The sequence below is a fragment of the Labrenzia sp. THAF35 genome (assembly GCF_009363595.1).
Classification (GTDB): Bacteria; Pseudomonadota; Alphaproteobacteria; order Rhizobiales; family Stappiaceae; genus Roseibium; species Roseibium algicola.
Window position 1 is genome coordinate 420591 of sequence record NZ_CP045380.1, and the last position, 16343, is coordinate 436933.

Genomic DNA, 16343 nt, shown 5'->3' on the forward strand with positions numbered 1-16343 from the left:
ACCCAGCGTTGACCACTTCAAGGCCCATGCGAGCGCAGTGACGGGCGTCACTGGCCATTTGGCCCTTCTTTCATCAAATTGTCTGCCAGAGACGCAACAGCTTGTGCGGCCGGGTGCTCGCAGCCGAAAGCGCCTGCTCAATACCCGGTGACACAAGCAAGCCAGCCAACACCTGAAACAGAAACCGGCACACAGCAAAGCGTGCGCCTGATCCCTTTTGTGCGGCCGCAAGCATGGCCACATCGTGGAGAACGTTAACATGTACGCAGACTACGACGCCTTCAAAGCAGCGGTTGAACCTCACTGGCAGCGTTACTGGGACGACAACGCGTGGGTTCAAAACTGGTCCAACTGGCAGGATCGGGACAAAATGGACCAGTTTTGCCGGGCTGCTTACAATCTGTACAGGGCTGCCGCAAATAACCGAATGCCATATACCTTGCTTGGCGGCACCGGTATCCGGATGTGCAAAAACCTGATCGCAAACTTCGGTGTGACGGCTGCCAGCGGCATCCAGGAAGACGTAACCAGGAAGCATGTCCGGACGGAACAAAGAGCCCGCAACGATGGCAAAGGCACGCACACGGACGCGGACAACAATATCATCCCTCCCGTGCCCGTCACAGGAGGCGCCATCCTGAGTGAAAAGAAGTGGACGCCTCTTCTCAACGATGCACTCATCATCGGTGCGATCACTGCCCACAAGACCTTCAGTCTGACGCTGGAAACCGCTGAGGCCGGCCTTTTTCGCCAATGCGGCGAGGATTTGCTGGACGAAGAGGTCCCGAAACTGCAGAAGATTCTGCCGCATGTGACCAACCGGAGAAATGCAGAGCACCTTGTGAAGGGAACCGTGGACTATCAAAAGAACCACTGGAAGGAGTTCATGAACCGGAACGCCGGCATGTTCTGGACCTTCGGACAGTACACGGACAGACAAACCAACAGGAAAGCATCATTCCAGAACCCGCGTGTGCTGGCGCGCGAACTGCTTGGCCTGGCGTTTTTCGGCTATCAGCCTGCGTTCGGACAAGGTGAGCTCTATTTCAAGCCACCGCAGGACAACGCCCCGGACCCGACATTCCAAGCCTATGTGAGAGGGCTTAATGATATCGGATTTCACGAAGGCAACAGACACACACGTATCAGGTTGATGTCGAGAATCTCCGAATTCCTGTTCAACGACCCGAGGGCAGTCCAAATGCCGCAGGACAGGGCTTATGGTGAAAGGCGTGTCGAAGCCCGGGTTCGCATTCCCACCTGAACACGACTCCAGAAACCAGCACCACCTGTCCGGTCCACTTTCGACGGGGTTCTTGACCGACCCGAAGAACCCCACTCACGCAGGTTTTTTCGAGTCTTCGCCTACCACACATCTCCGCAGCCCTCGATGTGAAAAACGCAGGCAAGTGCCGTCTTTAGGCCTCGTTTCCATCATGACAGTGCCCGCTTTGCCCGACACGGTTCGAGATATATTTCCGGAGGTGTCCCTTGCGCGTGCTCAAAATCCTTTCCGCCCTCGTCCTGCTTCTGACTGCCGCCGCCTTTGTTTACGGATTTGCCGGTTATCTCGATGCCCGAGCCGATGCCTTTCGCCTGTCCGCGCGCGCCGACAGGCTGATTGCCGGCGGCCGAGGCGGTGTCGATCTTGGGCCAAGGCAACTTGCGAAATTGCTGCAGGTCGAGGATCCCGGCTTTGTGGACCATTCCGGTGTTGATCTATCCAGTGCCGGAGGTGGTCTCACCACAATTACCCAATCGCTTGCCAAACGCGTCGGTTTCGAAACATTCCAGCCCGGTATCGCCAAGATCCGGCAGACTGGTTATGCAATCGGGCTGGAACATGAGCTTACCAAGCAGGAAATTCTGGCTCTCTGGCTCGACACCCTGGAAATGGGCCATGGGCCCGACGGTTGGATGACCGGTTTCTTCAGGGCAAGCAATGCCATTTACGGGAAAGCTCCGGCAGAGCTTTCCGAGAGGGAATTTCTCTTCCTTGTCGCGGTCCTTATCGCTCCGTCCACATACCATCTTGGAAAAGACGATCCGAAACTTGAAGACCGAGTTGCGCGGATCGAACGCCTGGTTGCCGGCAGTTGCACACCGCTGGACAATGGCGACGTCTGGCTGGAAGGCTGCAGGGACAAATAGACAAGCCCTAAAAGGTTCCACCTTGACCGGCGCCGGAACCTCGTGTTTTTATCCGGCACCTTGACGCGAGGCTCTCGCGTCTTTCAACCGATCCCGTTTGGAGTGCCTGGACCAATGATCCGATAAAGCAAGACCTGATCCGCAAGGCGAAGCCGCTCACCGGCAGGTCAACCGCGTCCAACACGCGTTTTCCAATTTCCCTTGTTTTCTTGCTTTTAAGGAGGCCCCATGCACGGCCCGTCCCCCGACACGCTCTATCCCTTCAATGGCGAACCGCACACGGTTTACCTGAAAAACGTGATCACCCGCCCTACCATCGAAGTGGGCGACTTCACCTATTACAACGATGAAAACCACGCGGCGGAGTTTGAAAGCCGCAATGTGCGCTATCACTTCGACTTTGTCGGCGACCGGCTGAAGATCGGGAAGTTCTGCGCGCTGGCGCAAGGAACGACGTTCATCATGAGTGGTGCCAACCATGCCATGACGGGTTTTTCGACCTACCCTTTCAACATCTTCCAAAACGGTTGGGAACAGGGCTTCGATCCTGCGACCATTTTCGACCACCTGAAGGGAGATACCGTTGTCGGTCATGATGTCTGGTTCGGAACCAATGCAACGGTGATGCCCGGTGTCACCATCTGCTCCGGGGCAATCATCGGCGCGCACGCGGTGGTCGCGTCCGACGTCCCGCCCTATGCGGTGGTGGTCGGCAATCCTGCCCGGGTGGTAAAACTCCGGTTTGATGAAGCCACTATCGAACGGCTGCTTGAAATCGCCTGGTGGGATTGGCCGGCCGAGACGATCTCCCGGAACCTCGATGCGATCCGCGGCGCGGATATCGAGGCCCTTGAGGCCGTCGCGACAGGGTTGGGCGGTGAGTGTGATGCCAAACGAAACCGCGCCTGATCCGAACGGACCGGCCGTGCGGACCAAAAGACCTGCAAGGCATCCCTTTCAAGAGGGTGCGCCTTGCGGGGTTGCAGGCTTGAACCGGCACGCCAAAACTAGTGACGGTTGCTTTCAGGCAGGGTAGAAGGCGCTTATGAGCGAAGAACAAAAATATTCCGATGAAGACCTCGAAGCCGGCCGGCTGATGTTCTGCCGTCCGTGGGATTTTCTCACCAGCGTCACCGACATGGCCAACCTGCCGGAAGCGGCCGGAGCGGAGATCGCCTTTGCGGGGCGGTCGAACGTCGGCAAGTCCAGCCTGATCAACGCGCTGACCGGACGCAAGGACCTTGCCCGGACTTCGGCAACCCCGGGCCGGACACAGATGCTGAACTTCTTCATTGCTCCCGAGACGCCGCTGACGATCGTTGACATGCCGGGATATGGCTATGCGCAGGCGCCCAAGGAACTGGTGGAAGCCTGGACCCAGCTGGTGTTTTCCTATCTGCGCGGTCGGCCGAACCTGCGCCGCGTGATCCTTCTGATCGACAGCCGTCACGGCATCAAGAAGAACGATCTCGAAGCGATGGAACTGCTCGACAAGGCAGCCGTCGTCTATCAGGTCGTGCTGACCAAAGCCGACAAGATCAAACCGCCGCAACTCGTTCGCCTCATCGAGGACACCAAGGCAATCCTGCGCAAACGGGTCGCCGCCCATCCGGAGATTCTGGCCACGTCCTCGGAAAAGAACCGCGGTGTCGACGAACTGCGGGCGGAGCTGTTTCTTCTGGCCACCCAGTGACCCGTCACTCCTGCGCCGATTGTGAAGCCACTTCAAACCGGCTATAGCAGGGGACTTTCGCGAGACGTTTTCCCAGCCACGGTGAGTATTTCCGTTCCATGACCACGCCTGACACCGCCACACGCGCCAACATCATTGCCCATGCCCTGCCTTACATGCAGCGCTACGACAACAAGACCGTTGTCGTGAAATACGGCGGCCATGCCATGGGTGATCCGGAACTCGGCCAGGCCTTCGCGCGCGACATCACGCTGCTGCGCCAGTCCGGGGTCAATCCGGTGGTGGTTCATGGCGGTGGGCCGCAGATCGGCAAGATGCTGCAGCGGCTGAACATCGTCAGCGAGTTCAAGGGCGGTCTGCGCGTGACCGACAGGGCCACCGTCGAGGTGGTCGAGATGGTTCTTGCCGGTTCGATCAACAAGGAAATCGTCCAGCTGATCAATGCCGAAGGCGGCCGCGCGGTCGGACTGTGCGGCAAGGACGGCAACCTGGTGACCGCCCGCAAGCTGACCCGGACCGTGGTTGATCCGGACAGCAACATCGAAAGCGTTCTCGATCTCGGCTTCGTCGGCGAACCGGACAAGGTCGACCCGACCGTTTTGAAGCTGGTGCTCAAGGAAGACATCATTCCGGTTGTCGCCCCGGTCGCCCCGGGCGAAGACGGCGAGACCTACAACATCAACGCCGACACCGCTGCCGGCGCCATTGCAGGCTCGCTCAACGCCAAACGGCTGCTGTTCCTGACGGACGTGCCCGGCGTTCTGGACAAGGACGGCAACCTGATCAAGCAGCTCACCGTTGCCAAGGCGCATGAGCTGATTGCCGACGGCACCATTTCCGGCGGCATGATCCCCAAGGTCGAAACCTGTATCGAAGCTTTGGACCGCGGCGTTGAAGGCGTTGTCATCCTGAACGGCAAGGTACCGCACGCGGTGCTGCTGGAACTGTTCACCGACGGCGGCGCAGGGACGTTGATCCGCCCGTGACAGGAAAACGCCCCCTGCCCCACGAGGGCCCGCAGGCTCATCGCCGCGACCTGAGGATCTTCAAAGGCGTCGAAGCCTGGGTCTTCGATCTGGACAATACGCTCTACCCGCACGAGAGTGACCTGTTCCCGCAAATCAACGAGCAGATCTCGCGCTATGTGCAGAAGATCCTGAACCTGCCGCCCGATGAGGCGATGGCGCATCAGAAGGAACTCTATCACGAGTTCGGCACGACCCTGCGCGGGCTGATGACCAACCACGCCATCGACCCGGACGATTACCTGCGTTTCGTCCATGATATCGACTACTCGACCCTGAAACCCGATCCGGACCTTGCAGCCGCGATCGAGGCCTTGCCGGGCCGGAAGTTCATCTTCACCAACGGCGACCGCCCACATGCGGAACGCACGGCGGCTGCGCTCGGCATCGCGGATCATTTCGAGGATATCTTCGACATCGTCTCGGCGGATCTTGTGCCCAAGCCCAACAAGGTCACCTACGAACGTTTCCTGGCACATACCGGCGTCGCGCCGGCACGTGCTGCCATGTTTGAAGACCTGGCCAAGAACCTGAGCGTGCCGCATGCGCTTGGCATGTGCACGACGTTGATCCTGCCGACCGGCACCCGGGACGTGTTCCAGGAAACCTGGGACATGGAAGGCGAACCCTATCCGCATGTGGATTTCGTCACCGACGAACTGACCGGGTTCCTGAAGGCGGTTCTTGGCGCCATCAGCTAGCGCCCGACCGCAGGTCAGCCCGCAATATTGCAGAAAACTGTGAAGGCACTGCACAGTTCCTGCACATCGCCAGATGCATAGAAGACCTGCCGGCCGCTTGCGGACCGGCCGGTATCTTCAGCTGAGGCGTTACATGTTACCCACCGGGATCGTCCAACCGCTACAAGCCCCCTCCCGTCCAGGCTCCGGAACGGAAAGGCTCATAAATCAACTCCTGCACAGGCTGCGTCCGGTCTTCGGCAAGGGCCTGTTCGGTCTGGCGGCGACGGAGTTTCTCGCCTTCGGCCTGAAGCAGGCCTATGCCTGTATCTTTGGCGGACTACTGCTCGCAATCATCCTTCTGACGCGGTTCGTCTATCCGGAAGACGCCGCACTCAGTCGCTACGACTTCCTGTTTCTCGCGGCCCTCGGTCTTCAGATAGCAATGCTGGCCACGCGTCTGGAAACGCTGGACGAAGCCAGGATCATCCTGATCTTTCACGTGGTTGGCACGGTCATGGAGATTTTCAAGACCTCCGCCGGGTCCTGGGTCTATCCGGAGGAAAGTCTGTTCCGCATCGGTGACGTGCCCCTGTTCACCGGGTTCATGTATGCCTCCGTCGGCAGCTATCTCGCCCGCGTTTCCCGGATCTTCCACTTCGCCTATAGCGGTTATCCGCCGTTGTGGACCACATGGCTGTTCGCGCTCGCGATCTATGTGAATTTCTTCAGCCACCATTTCATCATCGACCTGCGGCTTGGCCTTTTCGTCTTCTTGTTTTTGCTCTTTGGACGAACCTGGGTCCATTATTCGGTGTTCCGCTACAGGCACAAGATGCCGCTGGTGCTGGGCTTTTTTCTGGTCGCCCTGTTCATCTGGATTGCGGAGAATATCGGCACTTTCGCCCGCGCCTGGCAGTATCCGGACCAGGCCGATGCTTGGACACTGGTTTCAATCGCAAAGTTGAATGCATGGGTGCTTCTGATGATCATTTCCTTTGTACTGGTCACCCTTGTGAACAGGCCGAAAAGGGAAAGTTCCGCCGAAAAAGCCTGACCGATCTCGACAGGGTCTCCGGGGTTCATTATTGAAGTATATTCAACTTTCCGGAGATCGACCATGGCGTCCCTGCGTGCGCTACATGCCTTTTCCCTGCTGGCCCGCCACGGGCGTGCGTCGCTTGCGGCCGAAAAGCTCGGGGTTTCGCCTTCGGCGCTGTCCCACCTGATGCGCAAGCTGGAAAACGAGCTTGGTGCGACGCTGGTCAACCGGGATGGTCGCGGGCTCACCCTGACAGAAGAAGGACAGCGCCTGGCCCTGAGTATGGGCGATGCCTTCGACCGCATCGAAGAGGCTGTCGACAGCTTCCGCCGGCGCGGCCGGACGGAGCTGAGGATCAGCACCGTCTCGACCTTTGCCACCCGCTGGCTGATCCCCCGCTTGCCGGATTTCCAGGCGAGCCAGCCGGATGTGGAACTGCTGTTGTCCGCCTCCACTCGCATGGTTGATCTCGATCGCGAAAACTACGATTGCGCCATACGGCTGGGCACCGGCAACTGGCCGAGTGTCGAGAGCCACCTCTTGTGGAAGGAACACTTGGCGGTGGCCATGGCACCCGGCCTGCTGCGTGGCAAGGATGCCACCGTCACATCCGTTCTGAGCGGCCTCAGGCTTCTGCACAGCGCCTCGCGGCGTGGCGACTGGGTGCGCTGGCTGGAGGAGGCCGGGCTCAGCCATTCCGACACGAAATCGGGAACCGTGCTGCAGAGCCGGGACCTTGCCATCCAGGCTGCCATAGCAGGGATGGGCGCGATCGTGATCGACAGACGCTTCGTCTCCCAGGAACTGGAGGCAGGGCACCTGATCATGCCGGACTGGAAACTGGTTGAACTGGAGACCGGATACTGGTTTGTGCGCTCGCCCGCCCGCACCTTGACCCGCCCCGTGGCCGCCTTTCGGGACTGGCTGCAAACCACTGTCTGAACACTGCAATTGGCAACACCTGCTTGCCATCTTCTTCAAAAAGGCCCCATTATTTGCGCGAGCTGCCAGATATCCATTCAGCACAATGGTCTGACGCAGCTTTTCATGGGGATACTTTGGGGGAAGTATTATGCGTAAGGGGCTTTTGAGCACCGTTTTGTTGGCGTTCTCATTTGTTTATTTTGCCGCCGCCGCCTTGCCGGCATCAGCGGAAACACTGCACTGGCGGTTCGAAAGCAAACATCCGAACATTGTCGATGTAGAACTCTATTCCGATACCCGCCGCGGACACGTCTGGCCGGGCAACAAGAAGATCTACGTACTCGACGACTTTTCGACGAAGACGATCAACATATCCTGCCAGCGCGGCGAAAAGGTCTGCTATGGCGCCTGGGTGCGAAATCGCAACAATCTCTACTGGGGCGTGGGCTACAAGAACCGCAATCGCTGTTCCAACTGCTGCTACACCTGCAATGGCGGTCAGACCAAGGTGATTGTCCTCAATCCTTGAGGAGCAGATAGCAAAAGGCCGGGCGTGATGCCCGGCCGTTCCACCTGACAGTTGCCGACCGACGATCAGACGCCTTCGAGCGCGATCGCGATACCCTGTCCGACACCGATGCACATCGTTGCAAGGGCGCGCTTTGCGCCATGCTGCTGCAGCTCCAGAGCAGCCGTGCCTGCAATGCGTGCGCCCGACATGCCGAGCGGGTGCCCGAGTGCGATGGCACCGCCATTCGGATTGACGTGGGGTGCATCCTCGGCAATTCCAAGCTGGCGCAGGACGGCAATACCCTGGCTTGCGAAGGCTTCGTTGAGTTCGACAACATCGAAATCAGTCGGCTTGATGCCAAGCCGTTCGCACAGCTTTTTGGTTGCCGGTGCCGGGCCGATTCCCATGATGCGCGGTTCGACACCTGCAGTCGCACCGCCGGAAATGCGGGCGATCGGCGTCAGACCGTACTTGCGGATCGCTGCCTCGGACGCAACGATCAGGGCTGCCGCACCGTCGTTGACGCCGGACGCGTTGCCCGCGGTGACGCTGCCGCCTTCGCGGAAGGGTGCCCGCAGCTTCGCCAGAGCCTCCAGCGAGGTTGCGCGCGGATGTTCGTCCCTGTCGACGACAATCGGATCGCCCTTGCGCTGGGGAATGGTCACCGGCGTGATTTCCCGTGCCAGACGTCCGTTTTCCTGTGCTGCCGCCGCCTTTTCTTGCGAGCGCAGGGCAAAGGCGTCCTGGTCTTCGCGGGAGACGGCATAATCTTCGGCAACATTCTCGCCGGTTTCAGGCATGGAATCGATGCCGTATTGCTTCTTCATCAGCGGGTTGACGAAACGCCAGCCGATGGTGGTGTCGAAAATCTCGTTCTGACGTGAAAACGCTGTTTCCGCCTTGGGCATGACGAAGGGAGCGCGGGACATGGATTCCACGCCGCCGGCAATCGCCAGCTCCATTTCACCCGCCTTGATGGCCCGAGCCGCACTGATGACCGCATCCATGCCCGAACCGCACAGGCGGTTCAACGTGGTGCCCGGCACGGTTTCCGGCAGCCCGGCAAGCAGCAGGCTCATGCGCGCCACGTTGCGGTTGTCTTCACCTGCCTGGTTGGCGCAGCCGAAAAAGACTTCCTCGACCGCCGCCCAGTCCATGTCCTGATTACGCTCCATCAGCGCTTTCAGCGGAATGGCGCCAAGGTCATCGGCGCGGACGGAGGACAGCGCCCCGCCGAAGCGGCCGATGGGCGTACGGATATAGTCGCAGATAAAGGCTTCAGCCATTTCACACCTCGGGAACAACAAGATCGGCGACAGCGCCGGGAACAAGAAGCTCAGCACCGGTCACCGCCTGAAGATCTTCAAGCGACAGGCCGGGCAGTTTTTCACGCAGCACGAAGCGGCCGTTCTCGATATCGATCACCGCAAGGCTGGTATAGACGCGTGTCACGCAGCCGACACCGGTGAGCGGCAGCGAACAGCGCTTGACCAGTTTTGGCTGGCCGTTCTTGGTGACGTGGTCGGTGATGACGGCAACCCGCTTGGCACCATGCACGAGATCCATCGCCCCGCCGACGGCAGGCACGCCCTTGGGGCCGGTCGACCAGTTGGCGAGGTCGCCGTTTTCGGCAATTTCATAAGCGCCCAGAATGGCCACATCCAGATGACCGCCGCGCACCATCGCGAAGCTGTCTGCATGGTGGAAAAAGGCCGCGCCTGGCTTCAACGTGACGGCTTTCTTGCCGGCGTTGATCAGGTCCCAGTCCTCCGAACCCGGCTCCGGGGCCTGGCCGAAGCCCAGAAGTCCGTTCTCGGTGTGAAAGATCGCCTCGCGTCCCTCTGGCTGAAACTGGGCGACCTTTTCCGGGAAGCCGATGCCGAGGTTCACATAGGCGCCGTCGGCAATATCCTGTGCCGCGCGCCAGGCAATCTGGTTGTTTGAAAGCTTTTCCATCTCAGGCCTCCAGCGGATAGGCGGCATTGGCGCGGTTGAGGTCTTCTTCCTGCAGCGGATTGGCCACCTCAACGATCTTTTGTACGAAGATACCCGGCGTGACGACGACCTCGGGGTCGATCCCGCCCGCTTCGACGATCCGGCTTGCCTGCACGATGGCCTCCGCGGCAGCCATACACATCAGCGGATTGAAGTTACGGGCTGCCATACGGTAGGTCAGGTTGCCGAAGGTATCCGCTGTTTCGGCCTTCACCAGCGCAACATCCGCTTTCAGCCAGCGTTCCTGCACGTACATGCGGCCGTCGAATTCGCCGACGGGCTTGTCCTTTGCCAGATCCGTTCCGTAGGACGACGGTGTGTAGAAGGCGGGAATACCCGCACCGCCCGCACGGATCCGCTCCGCGAGCGTGCCCTGGGGCACCAGCTCCAGCTCGATGCCGCCCGCAAGATACATCTCGGTAAAGACCACCGGATCGGCAGAGCGCGGGAAAGAGCAGATCAACTTGCGGACCATGCCCGCCTCGATGAGCGCAGCCAGGCCGACATGGCCGTTGCCGGCATTGTTGTTGATGATGACGAGGCCCTTCGGATGCCCCGTTTCGCGATAGCGGTCGATCAGCGCGTGGATCAGCTCGATGGGAGATCCGGAACCGCCGAAGCCGCCGATCATCACCGTCATGCCGTCCTCGATCCCCGCCACGGCGGTGGCAAGGTCGGAAACCGTCTTGTCCATCTTTGTCTCCTTTTCGGGCAACGCCCGGAGCTTCCTGCGTGCGCCTTGAGTGAGCAAGGTTCCAACACCTCAAGGCCGACCAGATTTCGCCCCTTGTCGTGTCCATGGAGATAGCGACGGCGGGTGTCTTTCGTCCAATTGATTTGTGCGATATGCTTCATTTGTTTACATATCGCACAAATCAAAATCAGCAAGAGACCGGCGAATGATTGCAGAGCGGGACATCATGGGGGGCCTGGCCAAGGGCTTGCAGGTTATCGAAACCTTCACCGCAGACCGTCCTCGCCAGTCGATCTCCGAAGTCTCGAACGCATCCGGTCTCGACCGGGCAACCTCCCGCCGGTGCCTACTGACATTGGCCCATCTCGGGTATGCAAACTGGGACGGCAAGTATTTCACCCTGACGCCGCAGGTGCTGCGGCTGGGAACTGCCTGCCTTGCCACCATGCCCTTGCCACGTGTTGTGCAACCCCTGCTCGACCGCCTGTCGGAACAGATCGGGGAAAGCTCGTCGGTGTCGATCCTCGACGGTGACGAGATCGTCTATGTGGCACGGGCCGCCCGAACGAAAGTCATGTCGATCGCGCTGATGCCGGGCTCGCGGTTGCCGGCTCATTGCTCCTCCATGGGCCGCGTCATGCTGGCCGCCCTGCCGGAGAGCGAGGCGCGGGCAAGGCTGGAAGCCATGACCCTGACAGCACTGACGCCAAAGACCCTCACCCGGGTGGACGCCATTCTGGCCGAACTTGCCAGTATCCGCAGCCAGGGGTTCGCGACGATCGATCAGGAAGTCGAACCAGGACTGTGTTCCATCGCGGTTCCGGTTCAAAATTCCCACGGCCACACGATTGCCGCGCTCAATGTCGGTTACGCCAGCACGTCAGCCGCACCGGAAACGGCAAAAACAAAGTTCCTCCCTGCCCTGCGGAACATCCAGTCGGAATTGCGTCCGCTTCTGACGTGAGGTGTATTTGAGTGCAGGACATGGGAGTGTGTCTGCGAAACCTCTCCCTTCCTGTCGGACTGTCCCCGAGCTTGGCACTTACCCCTCACCCTCTCCGTCGTCATCCCGGCCAAGTGAAGCGCGAGCCGGGATGACGACGGAGAGGGAATCCTGAGCTGAGGAAGCCGACGTCTGCCGGCACCCCCTTTTTGATCGCAGCGCATGACCACTTTGTCATTTCAGCCCCATTCAAGCCAATGACCGGGCCTCTTGTTCTTCTCCCCGCGCTGCGCCTTCCCTTGCACCCGTGATCTTCTGCAGCATCGGGGTAAGTTCCGGGTGGCGAAACCTGAAACCTGCGGCGACCAGTTTCGCCGGCACCACACGCTGGCCAGCCAGCATCGTCTCCCGGCCCATGTCGCCGAGCGCCGTCGACAATAACCAGGCAGGCAGGCGCAGGAATGCGGGGCGGTGAAGCGCCCTGGCCAGAGCGTCGGTGAATTCCGCATTCCGGACCGGCACGGGTGCAGTGGCGTTAACGGGGCCGGACAGGGTTTCATCTGTCACCGTGCGGGCAATGATACGGATAAGATCGTCCCGTTCGATCCAGGACATCCACTGGCGGCCGGAGCCCATCGCGCCACCGCCACCGAATTCGAACGGCGTCAGCAGCTTTGCCAGAATGCCGCCCTCAACACCGAGAACGAGACCGATCCGCAAGAGCACGACACGCACTCGGTCCCGCTCCAGCTTTTGTGCCGCCCGTTCCCAGCGCTCGCAGACTTCGTGGACGAAGGCAGGTTCGAAGGATGCCTCTTCGGTCAGCGTTTCATCGCCGCGCAGACCGTACCAGCCGATGGCAGACCCGTTGATCAGGCAGGCTGGTTTCGTGTCGAGGCGCTCGATCAGCGCCCGCAATGCTTCGGTCATTTCAACGCGGGAGCCGATGATCCTTGCGCGCTTGCGGCTCGTCCACAAGCCACTCGCGATCGGGTCTCCTGCCAGGTTGACGATGGCATCGAAGCGCTCGGCATTGTGGATCCGGTCAAGACTGGTGATCACACGGACAGGGTGTTCCAGGTCATCCGCCTTGCGCAGGTCTCGCGTGAGAACCGTGACGAAATGGCCGCCTCTCACCAGCGCTTCCACCAGTCGCCGACCTATGAACCCGGTGCCGCCCGTCACAAGGATATGCCGGCGCGGTGGCAGGGCTGCAACCAGTCCCGCCGGATCTGGACCACCAAGCCTGTCGCTGCGCGCGGCCGCAAGCAGATCCCGCGCGCTGAAGAGCCCGACACCAAGTGCCGAAACCGTGGAAAGCACACTCCACCAGCCGTAGCTGACGGGCACCAGCGCGCTGGGGAGAAACGACCATTGCCACAGAACCGGTGCGGCCAGGACCAGGATCGCACCATAGTTCAAGGCCAGCAGCGTGTGGTTGATCCTCTCGGTCCATGGCAGCTTTCGGGTCATGTCTTCCTCGACAAAATCCCAAAGCGTGATCAGCACCTCGGCGACAAGAATTGCCGTCAACAGCATGGTGAAGGCCCCATGCGGTTCCAGCCAGCCGAAGCAGAGAAAGATCACCGCGTAGAAGAAATTGCGCACACCGTGCAACCGCAGTTCGGTTTTCTGCGACGGACGCCAAGCCAGGCGCTCGCTGCCTTCATGGTGCACAAGCGTATCGAATGCGCCCATGAAAATCTGGATGGAGATCAACGTCCAGAGAACGGGATTATCCATGATCAAGTCTCCATGTCATGAAAGAGTGCGTCCTGGTGAACCAGTTCACCGAAGACGCGGCTCTTGAGGGAAAGGGTGAACAGGAAACGGTCCTTGCCGAGATCCCGGTGTGTGATCGTCAAAGCTCCGGGCCGGAGCCAGGCGGGCAGCCGCAACCGCCACTGTCCGGCCTGCAGAAAATAGTGGTCGCTTTCGAAACTGAGGCCGTCTGTCAGGGCATTCACCCGCAGTGCCATGCCAATCCCCGCACCGATATATTCCTCAATGCCGGTTGGGCCTTCGAACCGCTTGGAACTGTGGATCACCTGAGGAAAGCCAGAGCTACGCCCGTATTGGCGGATCCAGAACTGGCCATCGCTCGCAATATCTTCTGTGACGGTGACAACGGCAGGCTGGTTGAAAGAGGATCTGTCAAAGGGGAGTGGACCGCCGACAAGCCGCGCGAGCTGCGCCAGAATGCTTCCGGCAAAGTTCATCCGCATGGTCACGACCAGGCCTTGATAGACGACACTTGCCCCGCCGCTCAGACGTTTGCCGAACCGGCGGCGGACGGCCGCTGGCAGGCCATGCCAGGCGGCTTCTCCCAGAAGATCGCGAAAACGGCGATCGCCAGCTTCGGGCCGCTCCAGAGTGGCGCTTGCGTTTCGCATTTCCAATCCCTCCTGTTATGTCGGTTATTTCTGTATAAAGAGAAATTACTTGGCAAAAAATTTTGAGCCTGAAATCGGGTGGCAAGTCTACTGGCCTCTCACCCGATCTTATCTCGCTGTCCGGCACTTCCATGGGAGCTTCCAGGTAAGGCGAAGACCTGACTCGCCCCAGCTGTCAGCCCTTCTTGCCGCCGATCTTGAGCAGCGAGAGAACCTTGTCGCCCATCTTCATCAAGCTGGCGAGTTTCGACTTCGGCACGCTCAGCATCTGCTCCGACCAGCGATCGGCAGTGGTCAGAAACTGGTGCATCTCCTGCATCCGCTCCAGAGCAACGGGGTCAAGCGTCTTTTCCTTTTCCGCCTGGCGCACACAGACATCGATGGCGCGGATCGCCGGATCGATCTCCCGTTCCTTGCGGCCTTTCGCAATCAGCAGTGCCATTTCCCAGACGTCGGTCTCGGCCACGAAGTGCTCCCGGCGATCCCCCGCGACAGGCACTCTCTGGATCAGCCGCCATCCGACAAGTTCCTTCAGGGAGTTGGAGACATTGGACCGGGCAATGCCCAGTTCCTCGGAAATCTGCTCCGCATTCATCGGCACCGGGCTCAGGAACAGCAATGCATGGATCTGCGCTACCGAACGGTTGACGCTCCACTGGCTGCCCATGTCCCCCCAATAAAGGATGAACTTCTCTTTTGCCGAAGGATCGGCTTTGTCGGTAATTTCTGTCATGACAGAAATCTGTGACGAAAATCGATTGATGTCAATGGCGAAGTTCGCCAGGGGATGCGGCGCGTGTCAAAAACTCAGCAAGACTGCCCGTCAGCGCCCGCTTGCGTGAGGCTCCAGATCGACACGGGCTCTGCCGGGCGTGCCAGAACCCCGGCCTGGAACAGGGGTGGTCATCCCGGATCCGGTGCCATCTTTCTCGTCTGCGCTCACCGAGAGAGCTTCTTCCAACACGGCCAGGCGGTCGAGAATGGCTTCGCGTTTCGCTTCAAGATCGGCGCTGAGCCGGTCGATGTGCTCAAGCTTTTTCAGAAGCTGCGGAATACCGCCTTCGCAAGGCCCGGACCCTTCGTCCGACAGGCAGGCGGCCATCGCACGAACTTCGCGCGTCGAAAAACCCGTGGCAATGAAATCGCGGATCCGGGCGGCACGGCGCAAGTCCGCGGCACTATAGCTGCGATAGCCGTTTTCCGAACGGCGAGCTTCCATCAGGCCCGACTTTTCATAGTGGCGCAGCATCCGTTCCGTAATGCCAAGCCGTTCGGCTGCTTCCTTGATCTGCATGTCGACCCCTTTCAACACCGGCCTAGGGTGTGGACCCTAGCACCTTGACACTAGTGTCAGGGTCAAGCCCTGTTTTCCCGGAAGTGCTCGCTTCAGGCCTTCAAGTGGCGAGGGGCCCCCTCCCCATCAAGGGGAGGATGCCCATATTTGCCCTTGGTCGCAAATGCTCAGCCTGCCTAGCTCCGAAGCGACCAGCCACCGTCAATCGTGATCACCTGTGCGGTGAGCCACTCGTTGGCGGAACTGCCGAGCTGCAAGATCCACGGCACAAGATCGGAGGTCAGTCCGCGCCGTCCCATCGGAACCTGAGCTGCTTCAGTTTCTTCGATGGTTTGCGCGACTTCCGGCGGCAGGCCCATCATGCCTGTGAGAGCACCGCTCTTGACGGGACCGGGAGAGACGGCGTTCACCCGTACTCCGTCGCCTGCAAGCTCGATGGCCCAGGACCGTGTCAGATGCTCAAGCGCCGCCTTTGTGGCCGCGTAATGCGCCAGGCCCGGCGCCGCATTCTGGGAGACGGCCGTACCGATGTTGACGACAGCCCCCTTGCTGTCCCGCAAGGCCGACTGGGCCTCCTTCAACAGAAGGGACGGCGCAACGATATTCACCGCACAGATTTCCGAAAGCGTTTCGGCATCATAGGCCTCGATGGGCAGCGGTTTGCCCGCGCCCGCATTGTTGACGACAAGATCCAGGCGGCCCCATCGCCCCAGTGCCGCCTCGACAGCACGCCGGCTGCCTGCCGGGTCGGCACTGTCGGCTTGCACGGCCTCGATTGCCTCGCTCTTGCCAGCAACACCGGCAAGCTTTGACGCATCACGTCCGGTGATGACAACATTCGCCCCCTGCCCGGTCAACGCCAGCGCGGTGGCCTCTCCAATTCCGGAGCTTCCGCCTGTTACGATGGCAACCTTGCCCTGCCAGTTTGTCCGTTCATTCATCTTGGCTTGCTTTCCTGAATTAACACCTGCGCATTGCGCGCCAAGCCGGTGTTAGCC

Annotated in this window: 18 protein-coding genes; 10 read left to right on the forward strand and 8 right to left on the reverse strand. The window is 60.1% G+C overall.

From position 1 onward, the window contains the following. Positions 1 to 259 precede the first annotated feature (259 nt). The 9 genes from FIU93_RS01940 to FIU93_RS01980 all read left to right on the forward strand — a co-directional run bounded on the left by FIU93_RS01940 (position 260) and on the right by FIU93_RS01980 (position 8044). A complete protein-coding gene (locus FIU93_RS01940; protein WP_139314273.1) occupies positions 260 to 1264 on the forward strand; it encodes a hypothetical protein in 1005 nt (334 codons plus the stop codon). A gap of 233 nt (positions 1265 to 1497) precedes the next feature. Beyond that, positions 1498 to 2151, forward strand: coding sequence for a transglycosylase domain-containing protein (locus FIU93_RS01945; RefSeq protein WP_286202434.1), 654 nt, complete (start codon positions 1498 to 1500; stop codon positions 2149 to 2151). A gap of 228 nt (positions 2152 to 2379) precedes the next feature. Next, positions 2380 to 3060 carry a CatB-related O-acetyltransferase gene (locus FIU93_RS01950; protein ID WP_023002259.1) on the forward strand — a complete coding sequence of 227 codons (681 nt, stop codon included), beginning with the start codon at positions 2380 to 2382 and terminating at the stop codon, positions 3058 to 3060. 136 nt (positions 3061 to 3196) lie between these two features. Then, positions 3197 to 3844, forward strand: a complete 648-nt coding sequence (gene yihA, locus FIU93_RS01955) for a ribosome biogenesis GTP-binding protein YihA/YsxC (RefSeq protein ID WP_023002260.1) — start codon at positions 3197 to 3199, stop codon at positions 3842 to 3844. A 98-nt stretch (positions 3845 to 3942) separates the two neighbouring features. Further along, positions 3943 to 4830, forward strand: a complete 888-nt coding sequence (gene argB / locus FIU93_RS01960; protein WP_023002261.1) for an acetylglutamate kinase — start codon at positions 3943 to 3945, stop codon at positions 4828 to 4830. Further along, positions 4827 to 5570 carry a pyrimidine 5'-nucleotidase gene (locus tag FIU93_RS01965; RefSeq protein WP_023002262.1) on the forward strand — a complete coding sequence of 248 codons (744 nt, stop codon included), beginning with the start codon at positions 4827 to 4829 and terminating at the stop codon, positions 5568 to 5570. Before argB ends, FIU93_RS01965 begins: the two co-directional genes overlap by 4 nt. Positions 5571 to 5703: 133 nt before the next feature. Beyond that, positions 5704 to 6606, forward strand: coding sequence for a DUF817 domain-containing protein (locus FIU93_RS01970; RefSeq protein ID WP_152504695.1), 903 nt, complete (start codon positions 5704 to 5706; stop codon positions 6604 to 6606). 63 nt (positions 6607 to 6669) lie between these two features. Then, complete coding sequence (locus FIU93_RS01975) at positions 6670 to 7533, forward strand: LysR substrate-binding domain-containing protein (RefSeq protein ID WP_152504696.1); 864 nt, start codon at positions 6670 to 6672, stop codon at positions 7531 to 7533. A gap of 160 nt (positions 7534 to 7693) precedes the next feature. Beyond that, positions 7694 to 8044 (forward strand): hypothetical protein, encoded by a 351-nt coding sequence (locus FIU93_RS01980; RefSeq protein WP_031269847.1) that lies wholly within the window; start codon positions 7694 to 7696, stop codon positions 8042 to 8044. 65 nt (positions 8045 to 8109) lie between these two features. Here the strand turns inward: FIU93_RS01980 and pcaF are convergent, their stop codons facing one another. Genes pcaF through FIU93_RS01995 form a run of 3 tightly spaced genes read right to left on the reverse strand, consistent with a single transcriptional unit; the run spans position 8110 to position 10715 of the window. Then, positions 8110 to 9312: a 3-oxoadipyl-CoA thiolase gene (pcaF, locus tag FIU93_RS01985; protein ID WP_152504697.1), complete on the reverse strand. Its 1203-nt coding sequence runs from the start codon at positions 9310 to 9312 to the stop codon at positions 8110 to 8112. 1 nt (position 9313) lies between these two features. Beyond that, positions 9314 to 9982, reverse strand: coding sequence for a 3-oxoacid CoA-transferase subunit B (locus FIU93_RS01990; protein WP_023002267.1), 669 nt, complete (start codon positions 9980 to 9982; stop codon positions 9314 to 9316). 1 nt (position 9983) lies between these two features. Continuing rightward, positions 9984 to 10715 (reverse strand): 3-oxoacid CoA-transferase subunit A, encoded by a 732-nt coding sequence (locus FIU93_RS01995; protein ID WP_055659337.1) that lies wholly within the window; start codon positions 10713 to 10715, stop codon positions 9984 to 9986. Between the two features lie 205 nt (positions 10716 to 10920). Here FIU93_RS01995 and FIU93_RS02000 point away from each other — a divergent pair, with 205 nt between their 5' ends. After that, on the forward strand, positions 10921 to 11679 hold the full coding sequence (locus tag FIU93_RS02000) for an IclR family transcriptional regulator C-terminal domain-containing protein (protein ID WP_152504698.1): 759 nt from the start codon (positions 10921 to 10923) through the stop codon (positions 11677 to 11679). Between the two features lie 228 nt (positions 11680 to 11907). Here FIU93_RS02000 and FIU93_RS02005 read toward each other — a convergent pair whose 3' ends face one another. The 5 genes from FIU93_RS02005 to FIU93_RS02025 form a co-directional block, all read right to left on the reverse strand. Next, positions 11908 to 13401 carry a TIGR01777 family oxidoreductase gene (locus tag FIU93_RS02005; protein WP_173017246.1) on the reverse strand — a complete coding sequence of 498 codons (1494 nt, stop codon included), beginning with the start codon at positions 13399 to 13401 and terminating at the stop codon, positions 11908 to 11910. Between the two features lie 2 nt (positions 13402 to 13403). Then, positions 13404 to 14051 carry a DUF4166 domain-containing protein gene (locus FIU93_RS02010; RefSeq protein WP_152504700.1) on the reverse strand — a complete coding sequence of 216 codons (648 nt, stop codon included), beginning with the start codon at positions 14049 to 14051 and terminating at the stop codon, positions 13404 to 13406. A 175-nt stretch (positions 14052 to 14226) separates the two neighbouring features. Further along, positions 14227 to 14784 carry a MarR family transcriptional regulator gene (locus tag FIU93_RS02015; protein ID WP_022999787.1) on the reverse strand — a complete coding sequence of 186 codons (558 nt, stop codon included), beginning with the start codon at positions 14782 to 14784 and terminating at the stop codon, positions 14227 to 14229. Between the two features lie 90 nt (positions 14785 to 14874). Continuing rightward, complete coding sequence (locus FIU93_RS02020) at positions 14875 to 15345, reverse strand: MerR family transcriptional regulator (protein WP_152504701.1); 471 nt, start codon at positions 15343 to 15345, stop codon at positions 14875 to 14877. Positions 15346 to 15521: 176 nt separating this feature from the next. Then, entirely contained in the window at positions 15522 to 16286 is a 765-nt protein-coding gene (locus FIU93_RS02025; RefSeq protein WP_152504702.1) for an SDR family oxidoreductase, read from the reverse strand. Positions 16287 to 16343 lie beyond the last annotated feature (57 nt).